The organism is Roseofilum capinflatum BLCC-M114 (assembly GCF_030068505.1).
GTDB classification, from domain to species: domain Bacteria; phylum Cyanobacteriota; class Cyanobacteriia; order Cyanobacteriales; family Desertifilaceae; genus Roseofilum; species Roseofilum capinflatum.
Map to the genome: position 1 here is coordinate 1 of NZ_JAQOSO010000066.1, position 21764 is coordinate 21764.

Annotated in this window: 22 protein-coding genes; 16 read left to right on the top strand and 6 right to left on the bottom strand. The window is 44.9% G+C overall.

The window, feature by feature from the left end; all coding sequences use genetic code 11:
- Window positions 1-237: 237 nt before the first annotated feature.
- From PMG25_RS11740 to thiS, 3 genes are all read left to right on the top strand, one after another.
- Window positions 238-1062 carry an alpha/beta hydrolase gene (locus tag PMG25_RS11740; RefSeq protein ID WP_283767091.1) on the top strand — a complete coding sequence of 275 codons (825 nt, stop codon included), beginning with the start codon at window positions 238-240 and terminating at the stop codon, window positions 1060-1062.
- A gap of 211 nt (window positions 1063-1273) precedes the next feature.
- Window positions 1274-2359 (top strand): thiamine phosphate synthase, encoded by a 1086-nt coding sequence (locus tag PMG25_RS11745; protein WP_347178819.1) that lies wholly within the window; start codon window positions 1274-1276, stop codon window positions 2357-2359.
- A gap of 2 nt (window positions 2360-2361) precedes the next feature.
- A complete protein-coding gene (gene thiS, locus PMG25_RS11750) occupies window positions 2362-2571 on the top strand; it encodes a sulfur carrier protein ThiS (RefSeq protein ID WP_283755202.1) in 210 nt (69 codons plus the stop codon).
- A 388-nt stretch (window positions 2572-2959) separates the two neighbouring features.
- Here the strand turns inward: thiS and PMG25_RS11755 are convergent, their stop codons facing one another.
- Window positions 2960-4723 carry a PEP-CTERM sorting domain-containing protein gene (locus PMG25_RS11755; RefSeq protein ID WP_283767093.1) on the bottom strand — a complete coding sequence of 588 codons (1764 nt, stop codon included), beginning with the start codon at window positions 4721-4723 and terminating at the stop codon, window positions 2960-2962.
- Window positions 4724-4856: 133 nt separating this feature from the next.
- Entirely contained in the window at window positions 4857-5969 is a 1113-nt protein-coding gene (locus PMG25_RS11760; protein ID WP_283767094.1) for a trypsin-like serine protease, read from the bottom strand.
- Window positions 5970-6462: 493 nt separating this feature from the next.
- Between PMG25_RS11760 and PMG25_RS11765 the strand changes: the two genes are divergently transcribed.
- Window positions 6463-7410 carry a DUF1517 domain-containing protein gene (locus PMG25_RS11765; RefSeq protein ID WP_283767095.1) on the top strand — a complete coding sequence of 316 codons (948 nt, stop codon included), beginning with the start codon at window positions 6463-6465 and terminating at the stop codon, window positions 7408-7410.
- A gap of 132 nt (window positions 7411-7542) precedes the next feature.
- On the opposite strand, the gene PMG25_RS11770 is transcribed toward PMG25_RS11765, so the two are convergent.
- Window positions 7543-8160, bottom strand: coding sequence for a DUF938 domain-containing protein (locus tag PMG25_RS11770; protein ID WP_283767096.1), 618 nt, complete (start codon window positions 8158-8160; stop codon window positions 7543-7545).
- A gap of 227 nt (window positions 8161-8387) precedes the next feature.
- On the opposite strand from PMG25_RS11770, the gene phnD reads away from it, so the two are divergent.
- From phnD to PMG25_RS11785, 3 genes are all read left to right on the top strand, one after another.
- Complete coding sequence (gene phnD, locus PMG25_RS11775; protein ID WP_283767111.1) at window positions 8388-9329, top strand: phosphate/phosphite/phosphonate ABC transporter substrate-binding protein; 942 nt, start codon at window positions 8388-8390, stop codon at window positions 9327-9329.
- Between the two features lie 3 nt (window positions 9330-9332).
- A complete protein-coding gene (locus PMG25_RS11780) occupies window positions 9333-11045 on the top strand; it encodes a c-type heme family protein (RefSeq protein WP_283767097.1) in 1713 nt (570 codons plus the stop codon).
- Window positions 11046-11116: 71 nt separating this feature from the next.
- Window positions 11117-11473: a slr1659 superfamily regulator gene (locus tag PMG25_RS11785; RefSeq protein ID WP_283767098.1), complete on the top strand. Its 357-nt coding sequence runs from the start codon at window positions 11117-11119 to the stop codon at window positions 11471-11473.
- Window positions 11474-11499: 26 nt separating this feature from the next.
- Here the strand turns inward: PMG25_RS11785 and PMG25_RS11790 are convergent, their stop codons facing one another.
- Together PMG25_RS11790 and PMG25_RS11795 are read right to left on the bottom strand one after the other, a co-directional pair.
- Window positions 11500-11955, bottom strand: a complete 456-nt coding sequence (locus PMG25_RS11790) for a hypothetical protein (RefSeq protein WP_283767099.1) — start codon at window positions 11953-11955, stop codon at window positions 11500-11502.
- Window positions 11948-13417, bottom strand: coding sequence for a site-2 protease family protein (locus PMG25_RS11795; protein WP_347178818.1), 1470 nt, complete (start codon window positions 13415-13417; stop codon window positions 11948-11950). The genes PMG25_RS11790 and PMG25_RS11795 overlap by 8 nt, the downstream gene beginning before the upstream one ends.
- On the opposite strand from PMG25_RS11795, the gene PMG25_RS11800 reads away from it, so the two are divergent.
- The 8 genes from PMG25_RS11800 to PMG25_RS11835 all read left to right on the top strand — a co-directional run bounded on the left by PMG25_RS11800 (window position 13416) and on the right by PMG25_RS11835 (window position 20956).
- Window positions 13416-14099 carry an MBL fold metallo-hydrolase gene (locus PMG25_RS11800; protein ID WP_283767101.1) on the top strand — a complete coding sequence of 228 codons (684 nt, stop codon included), beginning with the start codon at window positions 13416-13418 and terminating at the stop codon, window positions 14097-14099. The two genes, PMG25_RS11795 and PMG25_RS11800, sit on opposite strands and share 2 nt — an antisense overlap.
- Before the next feature lie 78 nt (window positions 14100-14177).
- Window positions 14178-14840 (top strand): Uma2 family endonuclease, encoded by a 663-nt coding sequence (locus tag PMG25_RS11805; protein ID WP_283767102.1) that lies wholly within the window; start codon window positions 14178-14180, stop codon window positions 14838-14840.
- 91 nt (window positions 14841-14931) lie between these two features.
- On the top strand, window positions 14932-18267 hold the full coding sequence (locus PMG25_RS11810) for a sacsin N-terminal ATP-binding-like domain-containing protein (RefSeq protein ID WP_283767103.1): 3336 nt from the start codon (window positions 14932-14934) through the stop codon (window positions 18265-18267).
- Between the two features lie 234 nt (window positions 18268-18501).
- The gene (locus PMG25_RS11815; RefSeq protein ID WP_283767104.1) at window positions 18502-18699 is read left to right on the top strand and encodes a hypothetical protein; all 198 of its coding nucleotides are present in this window, start codon (window positions 18502-18504) and stop codon (window positions 18697-18699) included.
- A complete protein-coding gene (locus tag PMG25_RS11820; protein ID WP_283767105.1) occupies window positions 18696-19103 on the top strand; it encodes a type II toxin-antitoxin system VapC family toxin in 408 nt (135 codons plus the stop codon). The genes PMG25_RS11815 and PMG25_RS11820 overlap by 4 nt, the downstream gene beginning before the upstream one ends.
- A gap of 186 nt (window positions 19104-19289) precedes the next feature.
- Window positions 19290-19529: a hypothetical protein gene (locus PMG25_RS11825; protein ID WP_283767106.1), complete on the top strand. Its 240-nt coding sequence runs from the start codon at window positions 19290-19292 to the stop codon at window positions 19527-19529.
- 40 nt (window positions 19530-19569) lie between these two features.
- A complete protein-coding gene (locus PMG25_RS11830; RefSeq protein WP_283767107.1) occupies window positions 19570-20220 on the top strand; it encodes a Uma2 family endonuclease in 651 nt (216 codons plus the stop codon).
- Window positions 20221-20293: 73 nt separating this feature from the next.
- Complete coding sequence (locus tag PMG25_RS11835; RefSeq protein ID WP_283767108.1) at window positions 20294-20956, top strand: Uma2 family endonuclease; 663 nt, start codon at window positions 20294-20296, stop codon at window positions 20954-20956.
- Window positions 20957-21017: 61 nt separating this feature from the next.
- On the opposite strand, the gene PMG25_RS11840 is transcribed toward PMG25_RS11835, so the two are convergent.
- Entirely contained in the window at window positions 21018-21218 is a 201-nt protein-coding gene (locus tag PMG25_RS11840) for a type II toxin-antitoxin system Phd/YefM family antitoxin (protein WP_283767109.1), read from the bottom strand.
- Between the two features lie 139 nt (window positions 21219-21357).
- On the opposite strand from PMG25_RS11840, the gene PMG25_RS11845 reads away from it, so the two are divergent.
- The gene (locus PMG25_RS11845; RefSeq protein ID WP_283767110.1) at window positions 21358-21678 is read left to right on the top strand and encodes a hypothetical protein; all 321 of its coding nucleotides are present in this window, start codon (window positions 21358-21360) and stop codon (window positions 21676-21678) included.
- Window positions 21679-21764 lie beyond the last annotated feature (86 nt).

The following is a 21764-nucleotide window of genomic DNA, read 5'->3' on the forward strand; positions in this document are numbered from 1 at the left end:
AAGATTTTGCTTTTGTTGTGGTATAATTTGTGAAAATGAAAACCCCCTGCTTTTTTAAGGGGGATTTAGGGGGATCTGTCTGGCTGTACCTCACAAGATAAGATCGCGAAGTGCTGTAAGCGATATCTAAGCGATATCATTGAACGGCCACAAGCATCCCCTGCCTACCCCACGCGATACTTTAATGGACTGTAATCCATTAGGCGATCGGGAGGTCTCTCAAAGCCGAGAAAAATCATGAAAACTCCACAGTTAAAAACCCTGTTAATTGGCAAATTTTCCTTGTTTCGTCTGCTGCGATCGGCGATCGCCATTTATGCTATTCTTTGTGTTTACATTTTCTTAATCGCAGACAGTAGAATTTTTCTGCCCCCCCTATCTAGCTATCAAACTCTACCCCAGACCCAGACCCTTACCTCTACATCGGGAATCCAAATTACCGGTCAATATTTGCCCCATCCCAACGCCAGATATACCCTACTCTATAGCCATGGTAATGCCGAAGATCTGGGCATGATTCAACCCGTTCTCGAACATTTCAATCAACTGGGGTTTAGCGTGTTTGCCTATGACTATCGAGGCTATGGAACCAGTCAAGGACGACCGACAGAACGAGGTGCATATGAAGATATTCGCGCTGCCTATGCCTATCTCACGGAAACTCTAGAGATTCCCCCCAGTCAAATTATCCTCTATGGTCGTTCTGTGGGTGGGGGCCCGTCCATTGATTTAGCCACCCAGACTCCTATCGCTGCCCTAGTGACTGAAAACACATTTATTTCCGTCTTGCGGGTGGTGACTTGGATACCTTTATTTCCGTTTGACAAATTTAATAATATTGCCAAAATCAAACAAATTAACGCTCCTCTCCTCATTTTTCATGCCAAACTGGATCGGGTAATTCCCTTTATCCATGGTCAGAAACTCTACCAAGTCGCCAATAGCCCGAAAATGTTGGTTCCTATTGAAGGCTTAGGGCATAATGATTGGATGGGAAGAGTCGATCTCTATAACGAAAGTTTACCAAAAATATTGGGTCTAAAGCCCCGTCCTAAGTCCTAGAAGGACGGCTTTTTTATCCTATTTTGCGTCGGGTTATCCCACGCAAATGGTTGTACTAGAGTTTAAAGCCAAAGGAAATATAGCTCAATGTGGAAGCGGATCGAAATCGCCGCTCGTTCCTGGGTAAACCTGTTGTTGCGCCTCATTTTTAATTTTTGATTGCCCAGGGATATGGCAGGATATCCTAATGGTGAATAATGAAAACGGGGTAATGGCGGAGCTATACAACGGTCACGTTATGGGAAAATCTGTAATTTATCGCATTTTGGATGCTAATCTAGACCGCGCCAGAGAAGGACTGCGGATTATTGAGGAGTGGTGTCGGTTTGGGTTGAATAACCCGGATCTAACGGAGGAGTGTAAGCGGTTGCGCCAGGAATTGGCCCAATGGCATACGGCGGAAATTCGGGCAGCGCGGAATACGCCGGACGATCCGGGAACCCAGTTAACCCACGAACGGGAAGAATATCGGGGAACGATTCATCAGTTGCTCCAGGCGAATTTATGCCGGGTTGAGGAGGCGCTGCGGGTTCTGGAGGAGTATGGGAAACTGGAAGACCGGCAGATGGGCCGGGTGTGTAAGCAAATGCGCTATCGGGTCTATACTCTGGAGAGCCAGCTCATGGCCTATGGTCGCCATCAGCAGCTTTTGGAGGCTCAGTTATATTTGGTGACTTCTCCGATGCCGGAGTTGTTGGAGGTGGTGGAGGCGGCTCTGCAAGGGGGGCTGAAGCTGATTCAATATCGGGATAAGAATACTGAGGATGGGGAGCGTTTTGCTTTGGCTCAGAGTTTGCGCCAATTGTGCGATCGCTATGGTGCTTTATTCTTGATTAATGACCGAATAGATTTGGCGTTGGCAGTGGATGCGGATGGAGTCCATTTGGGACAACAGGATCTGCCTATTGCTGTGGCGCGGGAACTATTGGGCCCCCAGAAAATTATTGGCCGCTCGACGACGAACCCGGAAGAGATGAAACGGGCGATCGCCGAAGGTGCTGATTATGTGGGGGTGGGCCCAGTGTTTGCTACGCCGACGAAACCCAATAAAGCGGCGGCTGGCTATGAGTATGTGCGCTATGCGGCCCAACATTGTCCCATTCCCTGGTTTGCGATCGGTGGTATCGATGTGAATAATTTTAATGAGGTGCTAGAGTCAGGCGCTCACCGTATTGCCGTAGTTCGAGCGATTATGGAAGCAGAGCAACCCACCTTAGTGACTCAATATTTCCTCTCCCAATTGGTGCGGATGGAAACCATGAAAGCGATTCAAAATACTCAAGTCGGGAGGGGTTGAGCATGACAGAAGTCACCTTACAGGTGAATGGGGAATCCCGAACTTGTGCCATCGGCATGAGTTTACCCCAGTTCTTGGAATCCATAGACTTAAATCCGCGCTTGGTGGCAGTGGAATATAACGGGGAAATCCTCCATCGCCAGTTTTGGGATACAACTGAGATGAAAGAGGGCGATCGCCTGGAAATCGTCACCATCGTGGGCGGTGGGTAGCCTATCCGGTTAACTGTGTTTTTACTACGGGGATCAGTTAAGCCAGTAGTGCCGTGACAACCCTAAAATGGTGGGTTACGGCGGATTGATAGATTGCTGTCAGAGTCTAGGTTTTAGCCGCCTAACCCACCCTACGCTAATGCACTATTTTAGCTGTGTCAAGGCAGTAGGGTGTGTTAGCGGGGAATTAACTTGTGCCGAAGTCAAGTAAATTTTATTCCCCGCGTAACGCACCACAACTGATATCAAATCCGGTTAAAGACTTGTCATTGCAACCGCAGGAAAGCATTCGCGTTTCGCGTTTCGCGTTTCACGCAAGCTTCGCTTTCATGTCGGCGAAGCGGAAACGCAATGACATACTGTAACTGATTATTCGGATTTGATATGATTAGTGCTTTTGAACCCCCTTCTTCAACAAGAAACCTGTGCCAACCAGCATTAAGCCAAACAGTGCCGAGGGTTCTGGAATATCAGAAGAGTCTTCCTGCATTCTCGCGTACATATCGAAGCTGATTGTCTCCGTATTCGCATCGAGTTTGATGGGGAAAACATCAGGATTACTCGGATCGACATTCAAACCTAAAACACTAAAGGCTTTTACCCCAGATCCTTCAACCAGCAGATCCCCCAATAACTCAGAATAATCGCTGAAGTTGACGCTATCTCCGGCAGTGAATTCACCCAGAAAAATATTGTCAACCATGACCTTAAACGGATCGGTAAACCCAACGGGAAGATTCATAATTTCCGTAAACAGAGAATCCGAGGTCATCCGATAGTCAAAACCATAAGCAGAGGGCGGATCGTACCATAGTCTCGGTTTCGCATTGCAAAAACTAAAGGTAGCACCATTTTGTACACAATTGGGCATAAAGGGATTGAATTGAGAATCACCAAACTTGTTAGCCCGATAAATGCCTTGAGTGCCATTATCGAGTCTTGCCCAGAAACTGATCTCATTATTATCATTGAAGCTCTCCCGATCCATAGCCAAGTCAACGACTTTCGCACCGCTCAAGGTAGAGCCAACACCAATGACTTTATCTTTTTGAGCATCAGCACCAATAAAAATCCCCTTACCAACACCAATTTGATTGGCCATGAATGCCACAATATCCCTATTATTGATGGCGCTTGTCCCAACATGCAAAAAGGTTGATGGGTCACGAGAAGTAGTAAAGTTATTCCCGGCTACCATTTGACCCTGAACACCATTAGACGAAAAAATTAACTGGCCTGGCCCAGCGTTGTGAGCATAAGCAGAAATCAAATCGTTGTCGTTAATATTGGGTTCTCGGTAGTAGTTTAACCAAAAATTTTGACCTCCCTGATCCGCCATGATCACGGAGATGGGAGATCCAGGACTGCTGGTAAAGATGCCGTTTTTGCTGGCAAAACCCACATCGCCGTCATTGTTAATTGTGGGTGATGTGGGAATTAAAGGACAAGCCTGACTGCCTGCACCCAAACCTGTACAATCAGTGATTTTGTGAGTCGTTGTTCCGTCACTGGTAAAAACTTCCGATCGCGAAAAGTTAGAGATTGAGGCAATCGGACTATTACTGGGAGGAATGGCAGCAAGAAAGGCAACTGTGCCATCATCGTTAATGGAAACACCAGGATAAATACTGGTATAGGGAGCGCCAATTTTGGCAATTTGTTTGGGCTGGTTTCCCACTACGCCATCATGGGTGAAAATTCCTGTTTCGCCAGTTTTCTTCGTGGCAAAAAAAGCAACAGTTCCGTTATTGTTGATTGCCATACCTTGACCGATACTCTTGAAGCCAGAGGTGGCTGAGGTATCGATAATAAGCTTAGGCGCACCATTTCCAGTCCTGGTATAGATGCCCTGAATGCCCTTTTCTTCTGCATAGTAAGCAACGGTGCTGGTTGAGGTATTGACGGCAACACCTCGGCGTTGAGGGGTGTTGACAATTTCTGAGAACAGAGAACTAGGCCGATAACTGGACATTCCCCCTTGAGTTCCTAATCCCATACCCAGGTTGTCATAAGAACTGCCAAAAGGATTGGCTTGGGTGGTGGCAATGCGGCTAAAGGTAAAACTGGCTTGAGCGGGAAGAGAGACGAGCAAATTGCATAGGGATGCCATCACTGAGGTGGCAGCCATTAAGGGAAGAGATTGAAGTTTCATTAGTATCTCGTAGGTTGAAGGGTTTTTGGCTATGGTCAATCTGAAGCCAGCAGGAACAGGAGGTGGAAGATGATATTCCACCTTGAGTAATTCTCTGTAGCTCTATGGCTGACTTCTTAATCGAGCAAGAAGATTACTTTTTACCTGCTGAACGGAACCGGAGTTTGACAAGGAATGCACCGACTAAGCCCAACCCGAAAAGACTGCTCGGTTCTGGGACATCTGCGCGATCGGCGTAAAAACCTGTATCCTCAAGAACACGGATTCTATGGTTCGGATCAAAGTAGTTATATTCTGGGTTAAGCTCCATTAGAGAGGGAATCAAGGAGCCACCAGGGGGAGCCGCAGCAGGGGCGGGTACACTGGGATTAGACTCAGCGACTGTAGACCCTCCAAAAAAATTGCCGAGAGCGTTTAATCCTCCCCAAATCCAGTTTTTCTTGGTGGAAACACGGGTAGAAGCAGAGTAGTCCCTGTAGCTGGCATTGGTATTACCATCACGGGAACTGATAAAGGAATGAACGCCTGCGACTCGACCGTTAATAAATAAACCTCCACCGCTATCGCCTTTGGCAAGTTGATACTCTAAATTCAGGGGTTGGCTTAAGGAGTCCCACCATCTGCTGGTACGCGGGTCGTCAAAGTCAGAGACTAAAACATTGTTACTGTATCCTAGTCGATTACCCGTACCAATGATGTTTTGTCCAGCTCGCTTGGTTCCACCGCGATAAATGGCTCCGGTAAGGCCGTTACCGGTTTTGCCATAGCCCACATAAGTGCCCAGGCTGATATCTTCATTAAAGCTGGTATAGAGTGAGGCAGGATTGACTCCCCTGACGGATTCAGATAAGGCCAGAAGGGCGATGTCATTGCCTAATCCTAGGTTACGACCGGTTGCAAACCAATCTCTATGAGCGGTTAATCCGGTGACAGAATAACGATTATTGCCTACCCAGAATGTGCCTTGATTCATGTATGAGCCATTTTCGACACAGTGGGCGGCGGTCATGACATATCTGGAGCCAATGAGTGTTCCCGAACATGCCCAGCTACTGCTGGAGTTGCGGGCACTGAGATAGCCGACGCTGGGAAATAAGTTGGCCAGATTGCGATATTGGGAGTCGGAGCGATCGTGACGGATTGTACCTGCTTGTACGGGGGCGGCGATCGCACTCAGTCCAACGGTAGCAGTCAGCGCTAAGAGTGCAGAGGAGAATGAAAATGATTGGGTTTTATAGTCTTCCATGGTGATTGTCTCTCAATCTAAAAAGATCGCAAACCAACTGTCTGCACTGCATTGATTCACTAGAATTGATTCACTAGAATCGTCAGCAATAGCAGAGTATTTGCAGAGTGGAATGTATGAACCCCTCTATAGGGTTCTCAGTTTTTTCCACCTGTTTTTATGCAAGACGAAACAATTCTTTACATAATCGCTGGGATTGATGTAGCGGAGACCTCTAACATAGTGATATTACTGAAGGGAGCGTGAGTTATGAAGTTTTCGTGAAGTGAGGGTTCTGGACTGCGGTTAGGGATAATAGGCAAACCGTTCTCTAGTCGCCATTTATAAGGTTTACCCTTTCGACGACTGAGCCGTAAATTCAGGTGACCCAACCTGTGTAAAGGGGGATAACCGACAATCCCAAGGGTTTAATCTAAAGATACTTTAAAGGGAGGAGAGGATGATTCCAGTTCTCCTCCCTTTGTCGTAATCAAGATGTTCAAGAGCATAACTGATGAAAAACCGATCTTGGCTTAATCGAAAAACCGCGTGGAAATCCTTGGTACTCATGGTTTTAATGGTTGCCCTCACGTTTGGCAGTGCCAGCAGTGCCCTAGCGGCCAGAAGTGGAGGACGCATTGGGGGCGGCTCGTTCCGCGCACCCAGCCGCAGCTATAGTGCCCCTAGCCGCACCTATACGGGCGGTGGATATGGGTTTGGGGGGGGATTCGGTTTTCCCTTTTTACTGCCCTTCTTCGGCTTTGGAGGCGGGTTTGGTGGGCTGTTTACGATCCTGATTTTTGTGGCGATCGCCAACTTCCTCATGCAAACGGTGCGTCGCCTCAATGATGGGGATGGAGAAATGCTCACCGGTAGCTCTAATCCCACAGCTTCCGTTGCCCAAGTGCAAGTGGGACTCTTAGCCGATGCCCGTAGCTTGCAAACCGACTTAGACCGAATTGCCGAAACCAGCGACCCCAGTACCGGTTCTGGACGGGCCCAAATTCTGCAAGAAGCCACCCTTTCCCTGTTGCGCCATCCGGAATATTGGGTGTATGGCAGTGCCGAAAGTTCTCCAGGGCGCTTAGATACGGCAGAAGCGAAGTTTAACGAATTCTCTATTGCCGAGCGCAGTAAGTTCACCGAAGAAACCCTATCGAACTACAATAACCAACTCAAGCAAGCGGAAAGTAAGGGCGCATTACCCGGTGATGCAACCGATGAGTTAGAACAAGCATCCGGGGACTATATTGTGGTTACCTTAGTAGCCGCCACATTCGGTAAATTAGAGCTACCCACGATTAATGGTTCTCAGGATTTACGCCGTGCCCTGAGTCAAATCGGATCGTTAGGCGAAGAGAACCTCTTAGCCATTGAAGTCCTCTGGACTCCCCAAGCGAGTGGGGATACCCTCACCAGTGATGATATTTTAGCCGCTTATCCCAATTTGAAATTGGTTTAAGGCTTTAGAAACCGGGTTTTTTCACCGATATCGGTTCCGAGACACAGGTGACCTGAAAAACCCGGTTTCTTGGATTGAGGGAGGAGTGCGAGCATCTTGCTCGCGGGTCACAATAGAAACGTTAAAACCGCTTTAAACTCGCTCGAAGACCACCGAGAGATTATTGGCAGGCATCTCTATCGTTTCTAAATGACGCAAATGGTGAGCCTGAGCGACTTCAATCACATCCTCTAAATTACGCACTCCCCAAAGGGGGTTAGACGAGCGTAAGGAGCGATCGAACGTCGCATTACTCGGAGCTGTATGTTCTCCCTTGTGTTTGTATGGCCCGTATAAATATAAAATTCCCTGGGACGGTAGAAGGTCTTGAGCGCCTTTTAGCAAACCTAGACAGACTTCCCAGGGAGAAATATGAATCATATTAATACAAACTATGGCCGTAATTTCTGATTGATATTCCCCCAAATCCCAAGGAGGATTTTGGGCATCTAAACGAATTGGCGGATACAAAAAATTATTAGGATAATAGGCTTGCCAAGCCTTGATACTCTCGATTAACTGGGGATTGAAGTCTGAAGGCAACCAAGCTCTCGGTTGTAAGCGAGGTGCAAAAAATACGGCATGTTCCCCAGTGCCACTGGCCACTTCCAGAACCGTTCCCTTTGACGGTAACACTCGTTCTAAAACCTTTAAGATCGGTTCTCGATTCCGTTGAGTTGCGGGGGCGGATTGTCGTAAATCAGCAGTCATGGATTCGGGGGTAAATTAAGTTCAGGTAATCTTTATTTTAAGATGGCTGGACTAAAATTGACAATCGATTGGGTTTGTGCCACAGTATGCAAGATATGAGTCTAGATATTGTTTATGACTAACCTAAAAAAAAATCCCTTTTTTCCTTCACTTTAGTTTCCCTAGTCTCTACGCCCCTATTAATCAGTTGTACGGCAGGTTCTAACCCAGAAACGACTATCACCGCAATCGAAACAACCGAAAGGGTATCCGCCGAGGCCTGTGCCCCAGACTTCCCTGAAATAACCTTTGGCATTCTGGCGGCTGAATCAGAAGAGACATTAGAGGAAATTTGGACTCCATTCTTAGAGAAAGTGGGAGAAGCGATCGCTCGGCCGGTATTGCCGTTCTACGGAGATTACGGTGACCTGATTGAGTCTATGGGAGAAGAAGAGATTCAACTGGCTTGGTATGGGGGAAAATCCTATATTGAAGCCGCAGAAAAATCTCAAGCCGAAGCCTTTGCCCAAACGGTGAGCAGTCAAGGCTATTTGGGATATTATGCCCATTTAATTATGCATAAAGATCATCCTTTGTTGGAGGAAATCAATCTACAAGAAGGGGATGGAGATCGAGTTATTTTCCAAAATAGCCAGGATCTGACCTTTGCTTTTAATGACCGGCAATCGACATCCGGGTTTCTGGTTCCAACTTATTATCTATTTATTCAAAATAATTTTGAACCCCAAGATATCTTTCAATCTGTGTCGTTTTTAGGCTCCCATGAAGATACAGCCTTAGCCGTTGCCAATCAAGAGGTAGAGGTGGCGACGAATAATAGTGAAGCATTGCAGCGCTTAAAACAATCTGATCCAGAAGCCTTTGAAAATATTCGCGTGGTTTGGACTTCTCCCGTGATTCCTGGAGATCCCTTGGCCTATCATCGAGATTTACCGGAATGTCTGAAAACGGAACTTCAGGACTTTTTCTATCGATTTACTGACCGAGAGATCTTAGAACCTTTGGTGTGGTCGGGATTCGATCCAGCGAGCGATCGCACCTGGAACGTGATTCGAGAGTTAGAAGTAGCCAGAGCGATCGAGACGGTTAAACAGGATGATACCCTAACTGAAGCCGAAAAAGCCACTAAACTAGAAACATTGCAACAACGACTTAAAGAGCTTCAGTAAGCGATGTCTATCCGTATCAAATTCATCCTGGTTACCCTCGTGTGTTTAGTGGTCGTCATGGCCACTGGTGCTTGGTACATTCATCAACTGCAAATCCAGGTTTTGGAAAAAGAAGCCCAAAACCGGACTGAACTGGTGCTTCATTTTACCCAAGCAACCCAAGACTATATGACTCACTCCCTACGACCAGCAGTTGAGCAAATAACGGACGATCTGCCCATTGAAGTCTTATCAGCAAATTTTGCTACTCGTCAAGTCGTTGAAGAGTTTAATTTAGCGTTGCCTGAATATACTTATAAGCCCGCAACCATTAATCCCACTAACCCCATTAATAGGGCCAATGAATTTGAAGTCAGTATCATTGAAAAATTTCGTCAAAATCCTAAGTTAGAAAAATTGATTGGTTACACAACCTTAGATAATGAAGAACGGTTCTATTCAGCCAGTCCAGTCCAGGTTTTTGCCAGTTGTTTGCGATGCCATGGAGACCCGAACGTTGCACCTAAACCGATTGTTCAACGCTATGGATCGACGAATGGTTTTGGATGGCAAGTGGGGGATATTGTGGGGGCGTTGATGATTTATGTGCCGATTGCAGATTTACGGGCTAATTTTGCAGGAACTTTAAATAATCTATGGCTCACGTTTTCCCTATTAACTTTGGTGGTTGCCATTGTGATTTATTTTTGGTTTGGCCAATTAGTAGCGGATCGTTTAACTCGGATTTCTGGAGTGATGAGCCAAACCGCAGCGAATCCGACTTCTAAGTTAACCCTTCATGACCGCACTAAAGATGAAATTGGCCTGATGGCTCGGTCATTTAATCGGATGGCAGAATCCCTTTATATGCTCTATACCCAACTGGAAGAGAAGGTGCGAGAACGGACGGCTCAGTTAAGTGAAGCGAATGCCCAAATTAAAACGCTCAATCAGAAGTTACGGGCGGAAAATACTCGCATGAGTTCGGAGCTGGATATTTTGCAAAAGATGCAAGCGATGATTCTCCCTAAGCCTGTGGAGTTAGAGGAAATTCAAGATTTGGAAATTTCTGGATTTATGCAGCCTGCTGAGGAAATTGGTGGGGATTATTATGATGTTTTACAGACGGATGAAGGGGTAACGATTGGGATTGGAGATGTAACGGGTCATGGGTTGGAAAGTGGAATTTTAATGGTGATGACACAAACGGCGATTCGGACGCTGAAAGAAAGTCAGCAAGAGGATATGGTGAAGTTTGTTGATATTCTGAATCGTACCCTTTACCGCAATGTGCAGAGGATGGAAGCGGATCGGGATTTGACGTTATCGATTTTGAATTACGATCGCGGAAAATTGCAAATTATCGGGCAACATGAGGATGTGATTGTGGTTCGGGAAAATGGAGAGATTGAGCAGGTGAGTACGGTTGATTTAGGGATACCGATTGCGTTTGATGAGGAAATTGTGCCGTTTTTAGACCAGGTGTCTCTGGCGCTCAACCCTGGAGAGGGGATTGTTCTTTATACGGACGGGATTACGGAAACGGAAAATGATCGACAACAGGCCTATGGAATGGAGCAGTTATGTGATGTGATTCGTGGGCACTGGGATCTAAGGGTTGAGGAGATTAAAGACGCGATATTGAATGATTTTTATGGATTTATTGGGGAGCAAAGTCTGGCGGATGATATTACGGTTTTGGTCATTAAGAGAAAGGGGAATAGCGATCGCCTCTAGTTGCTGATTATTTTTGTTCGTGCTATAATTTAAGATTAGAGAAATTCTGATATCACGTTGCTAGAGGAACAATGACGATTACAGAACTACGAGAGGATGATTACTGTATTCACTATGATTCCTCATTAACTACGGTCTTCTTTGAGGGCAAACTGAGCCTCAGAGACCCTTCGGAGTACCGTCCCATGACTGAGTTCCTAGAAAACGTGGTTAATTCTAAATCAGGGGATTTAACCCTAGATTTCCAGAAGCTAGAATTTCTAAACAGTTCGGGCATTCGAGTTCTGTCTAAATTTGTTTCTAATCTCAGAAAAAGTCAGCTCCAGATTCAGCTCACGGTTTTAGGCTCAAAAGAGATTACCTGGCAAAGCAAGTCTTTACGGAATTTACAGAAGTTTATGCCAAGTTTAATCCTGAATTTTGAATGATTGAGTGTATCAGGGAAAATTACGGATTACCGATTTTTCAATTGATTTAAGCGCTCGATCGCATCTCCCAAGGCTGAAGTTAAGTTCTGACGGGTTTGAGTGTGTTGCTCTTTCTCTGTTTGCAGGGCTTGGGAGAGGGAGTTCATGGTTTGCAAGAGGCGATCGCGCTCTTGTAGAATTTCCACTAATTTCGCTTTCGTCTCCTCTACTGACTCCAGCTTCTCTAGCTCCTCTTCTACCCCGGTGATATCCCCCGATAACTGAGGTTGGGGTGGCTCTACCCTCTCCAATTGCTGTTGAAGCCGTTGCAGTTTCTGCGCCGCTTGTTTTGCATCCTGACGGCGTTGTTGGGCCTCCGTTTCATACAGGCGCTGCCAATTGGCGGCACTGGCGTAGGCCCGATCGCACTCTTGTTGCAAATTCCTCATTTGCTCTTGCAGTTGACGAATTTGCTCTAACCACTTGCGGATATCATCAGCCATAGAACCATTCAATTAAGGTAGGGGGAGCCGGTAACACAATCATCACCAAAATGACCAAAGCCAATAATCCTAGGAGATCCCGACCATTATCCAATTCTGTCACATCATTTAACGCTGGTTCATCGGCGATCGGCATCAGCAATAGAAAGATTGCCCACCAGAAGAACTCCTGACGCAAAAAGGCCAAAATCAACACCAATAACCGGGACACCTGACCAATAGCCACGGCTGTTCGTTGACCAAACATGGCATGAACCACATGGCCCCCATCCAATTGACCCACAGGAACCAAATTCAGAGCGGTAATCACCAAACCCAAAAAGCCAGCCACCGCCACCGGATGTAGATTCACAGCCATATCGGCCGTTAACTGATTGCCCAAGGCCAGTTTAGTCAAAATGGCTAACAGCATGGTGGCTTTAGGATTGAGAGAATCGAAATTAAACATGCTGGTATTTTCCGAGGCCGTAATCACATCGGAGAGGGACAACCCCCAGAGAAAGATGGGAATGGTCACCACCAAACCGGCCAAGGGCCCGGCAATTCCCACATCAAACAGAGCCTTACGATTCGGCATGGGGGAGCGAATTTGGATAAATGCGCCAAAGGTTCCCAGGAAAAAGGGCACAGGGATAAAATAGGGCAACGTAGCCTTAATTTTGTAGCGCCGAGCCATGAGATAATGGCCCAGCTCATGGATGCCCAAAATGGTCATTAAGGCGATCGCATAGGGGAGACCTGGAGACAGAAGCGTAGGATTTTGCAGTAACAAATTGGGGTTATTTTGCACTTCTGGAGACACCCAATCGGAAAACGCCAGGGTTCCCATTAGTGTCGTAGTTAAGACTGTTAAGGCTAACAATCCCAAAGCAGTGAGCGGTCGAGTGAGTCGAGGTTGGGGCGTTTTGGCCTGAAACTGGGGATTGGGAATCAAGACAAAAAACGGCTTACCCTCAAATCCTTCTTGAAACACAATCAAAAAGCGATCGCCAAATTGAGCCTCTATCTTCTCCCGCACCGTCTGATAGGCCTCCTCGGAACGGGTACGCAATTGACCCCGACAAATCACCACCTGTCCCTTACACTCCGTCTCATGGAGCGCATAGGCAGACCAAGGAAAACATTGTTGTAATTGTCGCTGTTCTTCCACACTCAAGGGAGTCGGCATAGAAGGATTAGATTCCTCTTCAGACTGAGATTCAGCCTGATTTTTCGCCGCAGTGCGTCCCGACTGAATCAGATATAAATACAACAGAGAAGAGACAACAAACAAGGCAACCATCACCCCCAAAGGTGGCGGGTTCTCCTCACCCTGTACCCATATCCATAGCGTCCAGGACAAGGCCGGAGTCATCATCACCAACCACAAAATCCACACTGGGGTGTTTGTGCTGCTGGCCACACCACGCTGCACAATGAAATATGTGATTAGTCCAAGCAACAGTAGAAATAACAAAGTCATGGCATCTTCATATCGTGGAAATCCCAAGGATAGGAACCTATCTCCCAAACAACCCAAAGTTATTTTGGAAAACCGATTCGCCTTTCCTCCCAATCGAGAGACCTTGGGAGCAACCTCCTATTTTATTGTAGGCAATTCAGGCAATATCCTCATTGACTGTCCCGCTTGGAATCAGACCAACCAAGACTTCTTACGACACCATGGAGGCGTACAGTTCCTCTTTTTGACCCATCGGGGGGCGATCGCCAAAGTTCGTGAAATTCAACAAACCTTTAACTGCCAAATCATCATCCAAGAGCAAGAGGCCTATCTCTTACCCAAATTGAGTGTAACCCCATTCCAGTACCAATTCACCTTTTCTGACCTACAAATCCAAGCCTTGTGGACTCCCGGCCATTCTCCCGGATCGTCATGTCTCTACGATCCCTCTTTAGGGGGAATCTTGTTTACCGGTCGTCATCTGCTCCCCAACAGTCAAGGCCATCCCACCCCCCTACGCACGAGCAAAACCTTCCACTGGAAGCGACAACTGGCCAGCGTCCAACAGGTGTTAGAGACCTTTAAGGACAAACCCTTAGAATATCTCTGTCCTGGAGCCAATACCGGCCTACTGCGCGGTCAAGGAGTCATTCAGCAAGCCTATCATCACCTGAAGCAACTGGACTTAGAGACCTCATTATAAAATTGATACAGCGCTTGGCGCTGTATTCTGATGTTCAAAATACGGTTACACTGAATCAAACGTCCAAGGAGACTGCGGATGGCAAGTACAACATTAGCTCCCATACAAGAGCAAGTTTCCCCAGAAAATCGCATCATTTTACGCAATGTAAGCTGGTCAACCTATCAGGCACTGATGACAGATGTGGGCGAGGATCGGGGGTGGAGAATTGCTTATCAGGAAGGAGTGTTAGAACTGAGGATGCCATTACAACAGCATGAAGTCCCTAATCGACTAATAGCCCGTTTTATTCATTCTATTGCCGATGAATTAGAAATTGAGGTGATGGATGTCGGTTCACTGCTACTAGAACGAGAAGATTTAAGTCGTGCTATTGAACCTGATACGTGCTTTTATATTCAGAACGAAGCTTTAGTTAGAAATAAAATCATTCAACTGCCTAACGATCCCCCTCCAGATTTGGCAATTGAGTCAGATTACACTCGCTCATCTCTGAATAAATTTACGATTTATGCGGCATTGGGAGTGCCGGAACTGTGGAGATATACCAAGGAAACCCTACAAGTTTATCAACTCATTGAGGGAGAATATAAACGGTCAGATAAAAGTCTAGCTTTCCCCTTTTTACCTTTGGATGAAATACCCGGTTTTATTGAGCAGAGTAAAGAAGTTGGCCAGCGTTTGGCGGTGCGATCGTTTCGGGAGAGAATTCGAGAAATTTTAGAGAGTCAGTCAACATAAGGTTTAGATCGAATGTTTTTCGGGAGTAGGGGGCGATCGCAGTCAAGCCAGAGTATGATACAATAAGTGATACTCACATATCAGGGAAAATATGGGTATCCGACAACAGGCAGAAGAAGCCAGGAAAAAAGCCTACCAGAAAGTGATCGCGACTAAACTCCTCGATGGGATCGATCAGCTTTTTAACCGAGCATCTTCTAAGCGACGGTGGATTTGGGAACTGCTCCAAAATGCCAAAGACGTAGCCAATGAGCAAGTTAAGGTGGAAATCATCTTGACTCCGGAGTATGTAGAGTTTCGACACAATGGTAATCCCTTTTCTATTGAAAATATTACTTACTTAATTGAACAGGTTTCTAGCAAAGAGCGCAAACGGGAAGAACATCAAACGCCTAAAACTACAGGAAAATTTGGCACAGGCTTCATGACGACTCACTTGCTCTCCCGCAAGGTGGAAATTAGTGGAGTGTTGCAAAATCAGGACGATCAAACCTTGATTTACAAGCCATTTAAGATTCTTCTCGATCGCAGTGCAACCGACTTAGACGACATGATCCAAAACGTAGATGATGCGTTTGCGCTCTTTGAAGATATCGATAGCGATCGCTCCTATCCTCCCATCGACAACTATCAACCCAATCAAACCTGTGATACCTGCTTTCGCTATGTATTAGATGAAGCTGGCTTTAAGGTGGCTCAAGTCGGTATTCAGGACTTGCATCATGTGATCGCCTATGCACTGGCTTTTATCCCTACCATTACCTCCGTCACCCTATGCGATCGAACGCAAGATATCACCTACAGCTACACCACCCTAGAGCGCCATCAAATCCATAACCTATCAATCGTCACCATTGTGCAACAAAAGGGGGATTCAGAACAACACCAACAAACCATTGCTTGCTTATCCAATTCTCAGCAAACCCTTACCCTTGCAATTGCAGTTGAACCACGAGAAAATTATCTCTATTCCATCCAAGAAATTGCCGACGAAATCCCAACCCTCTTCTGTGAATTTCCCCTCATTGGTTCCGAAACTTTTCCCTATCCCGTCGTCATCAATAGTCCCTTATTCAATCCCACCGAACCCAGAGACAGCATCTTACTCAATCCTGATAATCCCATCAAAACCCCTCAGAATAAAGAAATTCTAGAAGAAGCCAACTTACTTTACGCTGAATTACTCCATTTAGTCGCCTCAAATTGGCATCAAGTTCACCTATTAGCAAAACTCAAAGAGGGTGCTAAACTGCCAGAAAATATTGACCAACAATGGTACAACAGGCAAATTCTAGATAACTTAGTCGTTCAACTGAGTAATACCACCTTAGTCGATACGGTTTCCGGAGGAAGAATTCTCCTTAAAGAAGCGCTCATTCCCAGTTACAAAAACCGATCCAAAGTCCAACAGTTTGCTCAGTTAGCCTCTGAGTTTTATCCTGAATACTTACCCCAAGCCAATCATATTTTAGATTGGCACGACATTCTCAAATCAGTCTTAGGTCAAAAATTACCAGAGGATATCAAATATACGTTTGAGAACTTGTTAGAAGATATCCATCGGCTCAAAACCGTTGATGCACTCGCCGAACATCTGGATCGCACTATTGAACAAACACTGCAATGGCTGAATTCTGTACTTCACTTTGTTCGAGATCACCATGATAAATTCCTGAAAAAATACTGTCTTCTCCCGAATCAAAAAGGCGTGTTAATCAATAATGAAGGGTGCTACATTGACGATCGCATTCCAGAAGAACTGAAAGATGTGATGGAAATGCTGAGTTTACCCTGTAGAGAAATTCTCTTAGATCGGAGAATTACAGGGTGTGAGAATCACATTGATCAGAAGGCAGTTAAAAATATTTCAGATGAAATGAATGCCTGTATTAAAGTTGCCAAAAACAAAGAAGATACTTCAGAGTATTGGAATTTGAGTCGCCCCATCTATCATTTAATTAGCTATTTCCCTACCTCCGAGCCTCAAACTTCTACAAAACATCAGATTTGGGAATTTGCCCATGATTTTTATCCGGGAGAAATTCCCGATAAAAAATACTTAGAAAATATGGTTTCTTTTTCCTGGACTCTCATTCATGAATGGATTTTCAGCTCTATTGCTGCTGACATTGAAAACCAAGAAACGCTTGATAGTTTAGTGAAATATTTTGACTGGGAGCAAGATCGGGTAATTGCATGGCTAGATCGATTTTGCTGTTTTCTTTATCAACAAGATCAATCAATCTTTGAAGAGCATTACCTTTTGCCTAATCAATGCGGTAAATTGATGCAGAAGGACGATCTCAAGAAAGATGAGAATATCCCAGAAGAGTTAAAAGAAGCCCTAGAAATGCTCACGTCCGACTATTGGAATGATTTTCTGTTGGATAAACGATTCATTAATGCTGAAACTCTATTCCATAAGCAAGAAGAGATCAAAACGATTAAAGATATTGCTAGAGAGATTGACGAAGCGCTAGAAAGTTGGGAGAGAGAAGATAAAGTTGGAGATCCTAAGTTTACTCGAATAATCACGAAATTACTTGAATGGTCTAATCATTACCCAGATCCGTATATTGAAGATATATTTCGCTATTTTTATAAAAACAGAGCCAATCTATTACTGAAAACTGTGAATGATCCAGAAGTCAGTACCGGTATCTTTAAGATTCTCAATCACCAGGATAAGCTTTCGGCTTTAAGTCGCTTGGCAGAAAATCCAGAGGTTTCTGAGCAAGATCTAGAGTATTTTGCCCAGAATTCGCAACAGTTCAAAGCATTTCAAGTTTTCAGAGAGGAGATGAGTGGGACTGAGTTTGAGAGCTTTAATCGTTTAGTAAAAGAGGTCACGTTAGAGGAAGTGACTGAGTTAATTGAAAGTAAGGAAAAATTATCGGTAGTCAATCTCTTACAAGATGCGGCGGAAATGGGCAATGATTCTAGCTTAGTGTTTGCCTTGCATGAATTGGGGATTTATGAGGCTGTCGTCAATCTCTTTGCTCCACCGAAAAAGGTGCAATCTTCAGACCCATTCAGTTTTATTCAGATTCAAGATGTATCCCCAGTCAGTATCAGTTACTATAAACAAAATCTTGCTGAAATTGGTTGGGAAGGGGAAGAATTTTTATATCATCGGTTGGTAGAAAAATTTGGTGAAGATCGTGTCCATTGGCTCAACCAACAGGGAGAACAACGCCAACCCTATGATTTTGTAATTCTGGATGAACAGGGTGCAGAATCTTTGTATATTGACGCAAAAACAACAGTTACAGATGAATCTCAGTGCGATCGCATCCCATTGTACGTCAGTCGCGCCGAGTGGCACTGTTCCGAACGCACAGACCACTATTATTTGGCTCGTATATTTGGTCTTCGCACTGCCCACCCGAAAATCAAGTTTCTTCAAGTGGTCAGATTGCTACAATAAAAGTCTATGTTTATCGAAAGCATCCAAGACCCCTTCAGATTGAGCAAGGGAAGATCAGTCATTGCGAACGGAACGCAGTGCAGTGAAGCAATCGCGATCATACCGTATTTCCCCTATTGCTTGCTGGGGAAGGGATTGCTTGAGAAACTGGGTTTCTCCCTGAAACTTGGGATAAAATGAAAACTATCCCACCTTGATAAAATTAAACTGATTCATCCCAAAAAGAAAGAAACAATGCCCATCATTAAAATTCCCAAGCAGTATTTAATCGACCAGAATGAAGATTTTATTACGATAGATGTACCTGCTTCAGTTGTATCACTGTGGCAACGCGATTATGCCAAAGTTGCCAAAGCAAAGGGATTGCTAAAAGATAAGCGGGACAAGATGCTCACCCATCTCGAAAGAATACGTCAGGAGTGGGATCGATGAAGTATCTCTACGACACCAACATCTTTATTGACTACCTGGGTGAAGAGCCAGCAGTATTGCCGATTTTCTCAGAAGCATTTCTCAGCCAACATGAGGTTATAATTGCCTCCATTGTGCGAATTGAGTTGCTGAGTTTCCCAGAGTTATCCAACGAAGAAGAAACGGTAATTGCGGATTTATTGATGCAGTTTGAACAAGTGCCTTTATTGCCCGAAATCGAGGATCGCACCATTCAATTACGGCGACATCAACGCCTAAAGCTTCCCGATGCTCTGATTGCTGCAACTGCATTACACTGCTCTGCTTGTGTAATGACTAGAAATGTGGATGATTTCAAGCGAGTGCCTGAGTTAACATTGTGCAATCCCTTTGACAGGGTGAACGAGAGTAATGACACAGATTAGCCATAATTCCTAGCAAGCGACCCAGTGGGGGAGGGCGGGTTTCCGCAAGCGGACATGAATACAAAAATAGTTGTCAGTTTACAAGATTTGGGTATAACCCGCCCCTACAGAGATAGGTAGCGTAAATAGATAGATTTGATATAATTTATTGGCCGAATCACCAGACCTCAATTAAGGAGACTACAGATGCAAAGTACAATATTTGCTCCTAAACCACAGCAAGTTTCTCCAGGAAATTGCGTCATTTTACGAAATGTAAGTTGGTTGACTTTTACGACTTTGCTGGTCGAAGTTGGAGAAAATCGTGCTTGTCGGTTTACCTACGATCGCGGAGTATTAGAAATTAGAATGCCTTTAGAAGAACATAAAGAATTCGAGAAATTATCGATTAAGCGATACCAACACCTTTATTGCTATTATTTCTAAAAAAAGTTATATTTGAATAAACCCCCCAAGGAGACTGCGGATGGCAAGTACAACATTAGCTCCCATACAAGAGCAAGTTTCCCCAGAAAATCGCATCATTTTACGCAATGTAAGCTGGTCAACCTATCAGGCACTGATGACAGATGTGGGCGAGGATCGGGGGTGGAGAATTGCTTATCAGGAAGGAGTATTAGAACTGAGGATGCCATTACAACAGCATGAAGTCCCTAATTGGCTAATAGCAGTTTTTATTAATGCGATCGCTGATGAATTAGAAATTGAGGTGATGGGTGTCGGCTCATTGCTCTTAGAACGAGAAGATTTAAGTCGTGCCATTGAGCCAGATAGTTGCTTTTATATTCAGAACGAAGCTTTAGTCAGAAATAAAATCATTCAACTGCCTAACGATCCCCCTCCAGATTTGGCCATTGAGTCAGATTACACTCGCTCATCTCTGAAGAAATTTACGATTTATGCGGCGTTGGGAGTGCCGGAACTGTGGAGATATACGAAGGAAACCCTACAAGTTTATCAACTCATTGAGGGAGAATATAAACGGTCAGATAAAAGTCTGGCTTTCCCGTTTTTGCCTTTGGATGAAATACCGGGTTTTATTGAGCAGAGTAAAGAGATCGGACAACGATCTGCGGTGCGGTTGTTTCAGCAAAGAATTCGAGAAATTATCGATTAAGCAATGCTAAGACCTATATTGCTCTGATGTTTAAAAACGGTTACACTCAATCAAACGCTCAAGGAGACTGCGGATGCCAAGTACAACATTAGCTCCCATACAAAAGCAAGTTTCCCCAGAAAATCGCATCATTTTACGCAATATAAGCTGGTCAACTTATCAGGCACTGATGACAGATGTGGGCGAGGATCGGGGGTGGAGAATTGCTTATCAGGAAGGAGTATTAGAACTGAGAATGCCATTAAAAGAGCATGAATTGCCTAAAATCATGATTTCTAAATTGCTTGCTGCTTTATCAGAAGAGCTGGAAATTGAAATTCTGGAACTGGGTTCATTGCTCTTAGAACGGGAAGATTTAACTCGTGCCATTGAACCCGATACTTGCTGTTATATTCAGAATGAATCCTTGGTCAGAAATAAAAACATCGAATTCCCAAACGATCCGCCTCCAGATTTAGCGGTAGAATCGGATCTCACTCACTCATCGATCAATAAATTTAAGATTTATGGAGCGTTGGGAGTGCCGGAACTGTGGAGATATACCAAGGAAACCCTACAAGTTTATCAACTCATTGAGGGAGAATATAAACGGTCAGATAAAAGTCTGGCTTTCCCGTTTTTGCCTTTGGATGAAATACCGGGTTTTATTGAGCAGAGTAAAGAGGTTGGCCAGCGTTTGGCAGTGCGGTTGTTTCGGGAGAGAATTCGAGAAATTTTAGAGAGTCAGTCAAAATAAGGTTTAGATCCAAGGTTTTTCGGGAGTAGGAGTGCGATCGCGAACATCTGCAAAAATGTCATCAGGAATCTAAGTCCATGGATTCCGAAATTATTCTGGAGCGAAAGGTATCGAAAGCATCTAAGACACCTTCAGATTTAGCGGAAATGATTTTGGACACCGGTCGATCGCCTTGGAAAACGAGAAAAGTTTCTCCTGCTTGAGCGCGTTGGAGATAGCTTGTCAAGTCTTGGGTAATTTCTTCTAGGGTGATTTTATTCATCACTATCATTTTAGCTCATAATGTAACGTTTTATTACAAAAATCGTAATTTTGCATAAAATCAGCCCAAAAAAACTGACTAACCTATAGAGGCCTCTGTGGTTTCTGTTGTTCAATAGTCAGTATGGGACTCACAAATTATGAATTCATTGAATGCAAAACACTTGCTGCTCGGATTAGCTCTAGGCATCAGCACCACTGTGTGTTTGGTAACCACCGTTCCCTCCGCGTCTGCTCAAACGATCCTTCTAGAGGATAACTTTAACTCTGAAAATGTTGGTGTTCCCAAACTCAACCATTTTGGTTTGGCTAATTGGGATGTGGTTGACGGTTCCGTTGATTTGATTGGTAATGGCTACTATGATTTCTTTCCTGGTCAAGGACTTTTTCTAGATCTAGTGTGTTGGGTGTCCGTTCCCTGCGGCAACGGAAACAGGGTTAAATCAACCAGACTTCTCTGATTGAGAAAGAGGCGATCGCTCAGAGCGATCGCCCCTTAAAAAGCAGGGGGTTTTCAAAGTCCGGGGCAATCTTTAAAAGAAAAGTG

Excerpts from the sequence above, each read along its gene's own strand:
- PMG25_RS11780 (WP_283767097.1), top strand. The coding sequence starts at position 9,333 with ATGTCTATCCGTATCAAATTCATCCTGGTTACCCTCGTGTGTTTAGTG.
- PMG25_RS11810 (WP_283767103.1), top strand. The coding sequence starts at position 14,932 with ATGGGTATCCGACAACAGGCAGAAGAAGCCAGGAAAAAAGCCTACCAG.
- PMG25_RS11785 (WP_283767098.1), top strand. The coding sequence starts at position 11,117 with ATGACGATTACAGAACTACGAGAGGATGATTACTGTATTCACTATGAT.
- PMG25_RS11795 (WP_347178818.1), bottom strand. The coding sequence starts at position 13,417 with ATGACTTTGTTATTTCTACTGTTGCTTGGACTAATCACATATTTCATT.
- PMG25_RS11820 (WP_283767105.1), top strand. The coding sequence starts at position 18,696 with ATGAAGTATCTCTACGACACCAACATCTTTATTGACTACCTGGGTGAA.
- PMG25_RS11800 (WP_283767101.1), top strand. The coding sequence starts at position 13,416 with ATGGCATCTTCATATCGTGGAAATCCCAAGGATAGGAACCTATCTCCC.
- thiS (WP_283755202.1), top strand. The coding sequence starts at position 2,362 with ATGACAGAAGTCACCTTACAGGTGAATGGGGAATCCCGAACTTGTGCC.
- PMG25_RS11760 (WP_283767094.1), bottom strand. The coding sequence starts at position 5,969 with ATGGAAGACTATAAAACCCAATCATTTTCATTCTCCTCTGCACTCTTA.
- PMG25_RS11815 (WP_283767104.1), top strand. The coding sequence starts at position 18,502 with ATGCCCATCATTAAAATTCCCAAGCAGTATTTAATCGACCAGAATGAA.
- PMG25_RS11745 (WP_347178819.1), top strand. The coding sequence starts at position 1,274 with ATGGCGGAGCTATACAACGGTCACGTTATGGGAAAATCTGTAATTTAT.
- PMG25_RS11825 (WP_283767106.1), top strand. The coding sequence starts at position 19,290 with ATGCAAAGTACAATATTTGCTCCTAAACCACAGCAAGTTTCTCCAGGA.
- PMG25_RS11805 (WP_283767102.1), top strand. The coding sequence starts at position 14,178 with ATGGCAAGTACAACATTAGCTCCCATACAAGAGCAAGTTTCCCCAGAA.
- PMG25_RS11845 (WP_283767110.1), top strand. The coding sequence starts at position 21,358 with ATGAATTCATTGAATGCAAAACACTTGCTGCTCGGATTAGCTCTAGGC.
- PMG25_RS11835 (WP_283767108.1), top strand. The coding sequence starts at position 20,294 with ATGCCAAGTACAACATTAGCTCCCATACAAAAGCAAGTTTCCCCAGAA.
- PMG25_RS11790 (WP_283767099.1), bottom strand. The coding sequence starts at position 11,955 with ATGGCTGATGATATCCGCAAGTGGTTAGAGCAAATTCGTCAACTGCAA.
- PMG25_RS11830 (WP_283767107.1), top strand. The coding sequence starts at position 19,570 with ATGGCAAGTACAACATTAGCTCCCATACAAGAGCAAGTTTCCCCAGAA.
- PMG25_RS11770 (WP_283767096.1), bottom strand. The coding sequence starts at position 8,160 with ATGACTGCTGATTTACGACAATCCGCCCCCGCAACTCAACGGAATCGA.
- PMG25_RS11840 (WP_283767109.1), bottom strand. The coding sequence starts at position 21,218 with ATGAATAAAATCACCCTAGAAGAAATTACCCAAGACTTGACAAGCTAT.
- PMG25_RS11765 (WP_283767095.1), top strand. The coding sequence starts at position 6,463 with ATGAAAAACCGATCTTGGCTTAATCGAAAAACCGCGTGGAAATCCTTG.
- PMG25_RS11740 (WP_283767091.1), top strand. The coding sequence starts at position 238 with ATGAAAACTCCACAGTTAAAAACCCTGTTAATTGGCAAATTTTCCTTG.
- PMG25_RS11755 (WP_283767093.1), bottom strand. The coding sequence starts at position 4,723 with ATGAAACTTCAATCTCTTCCCTTAATGGCTGCCACCTCAGTGATGGCA.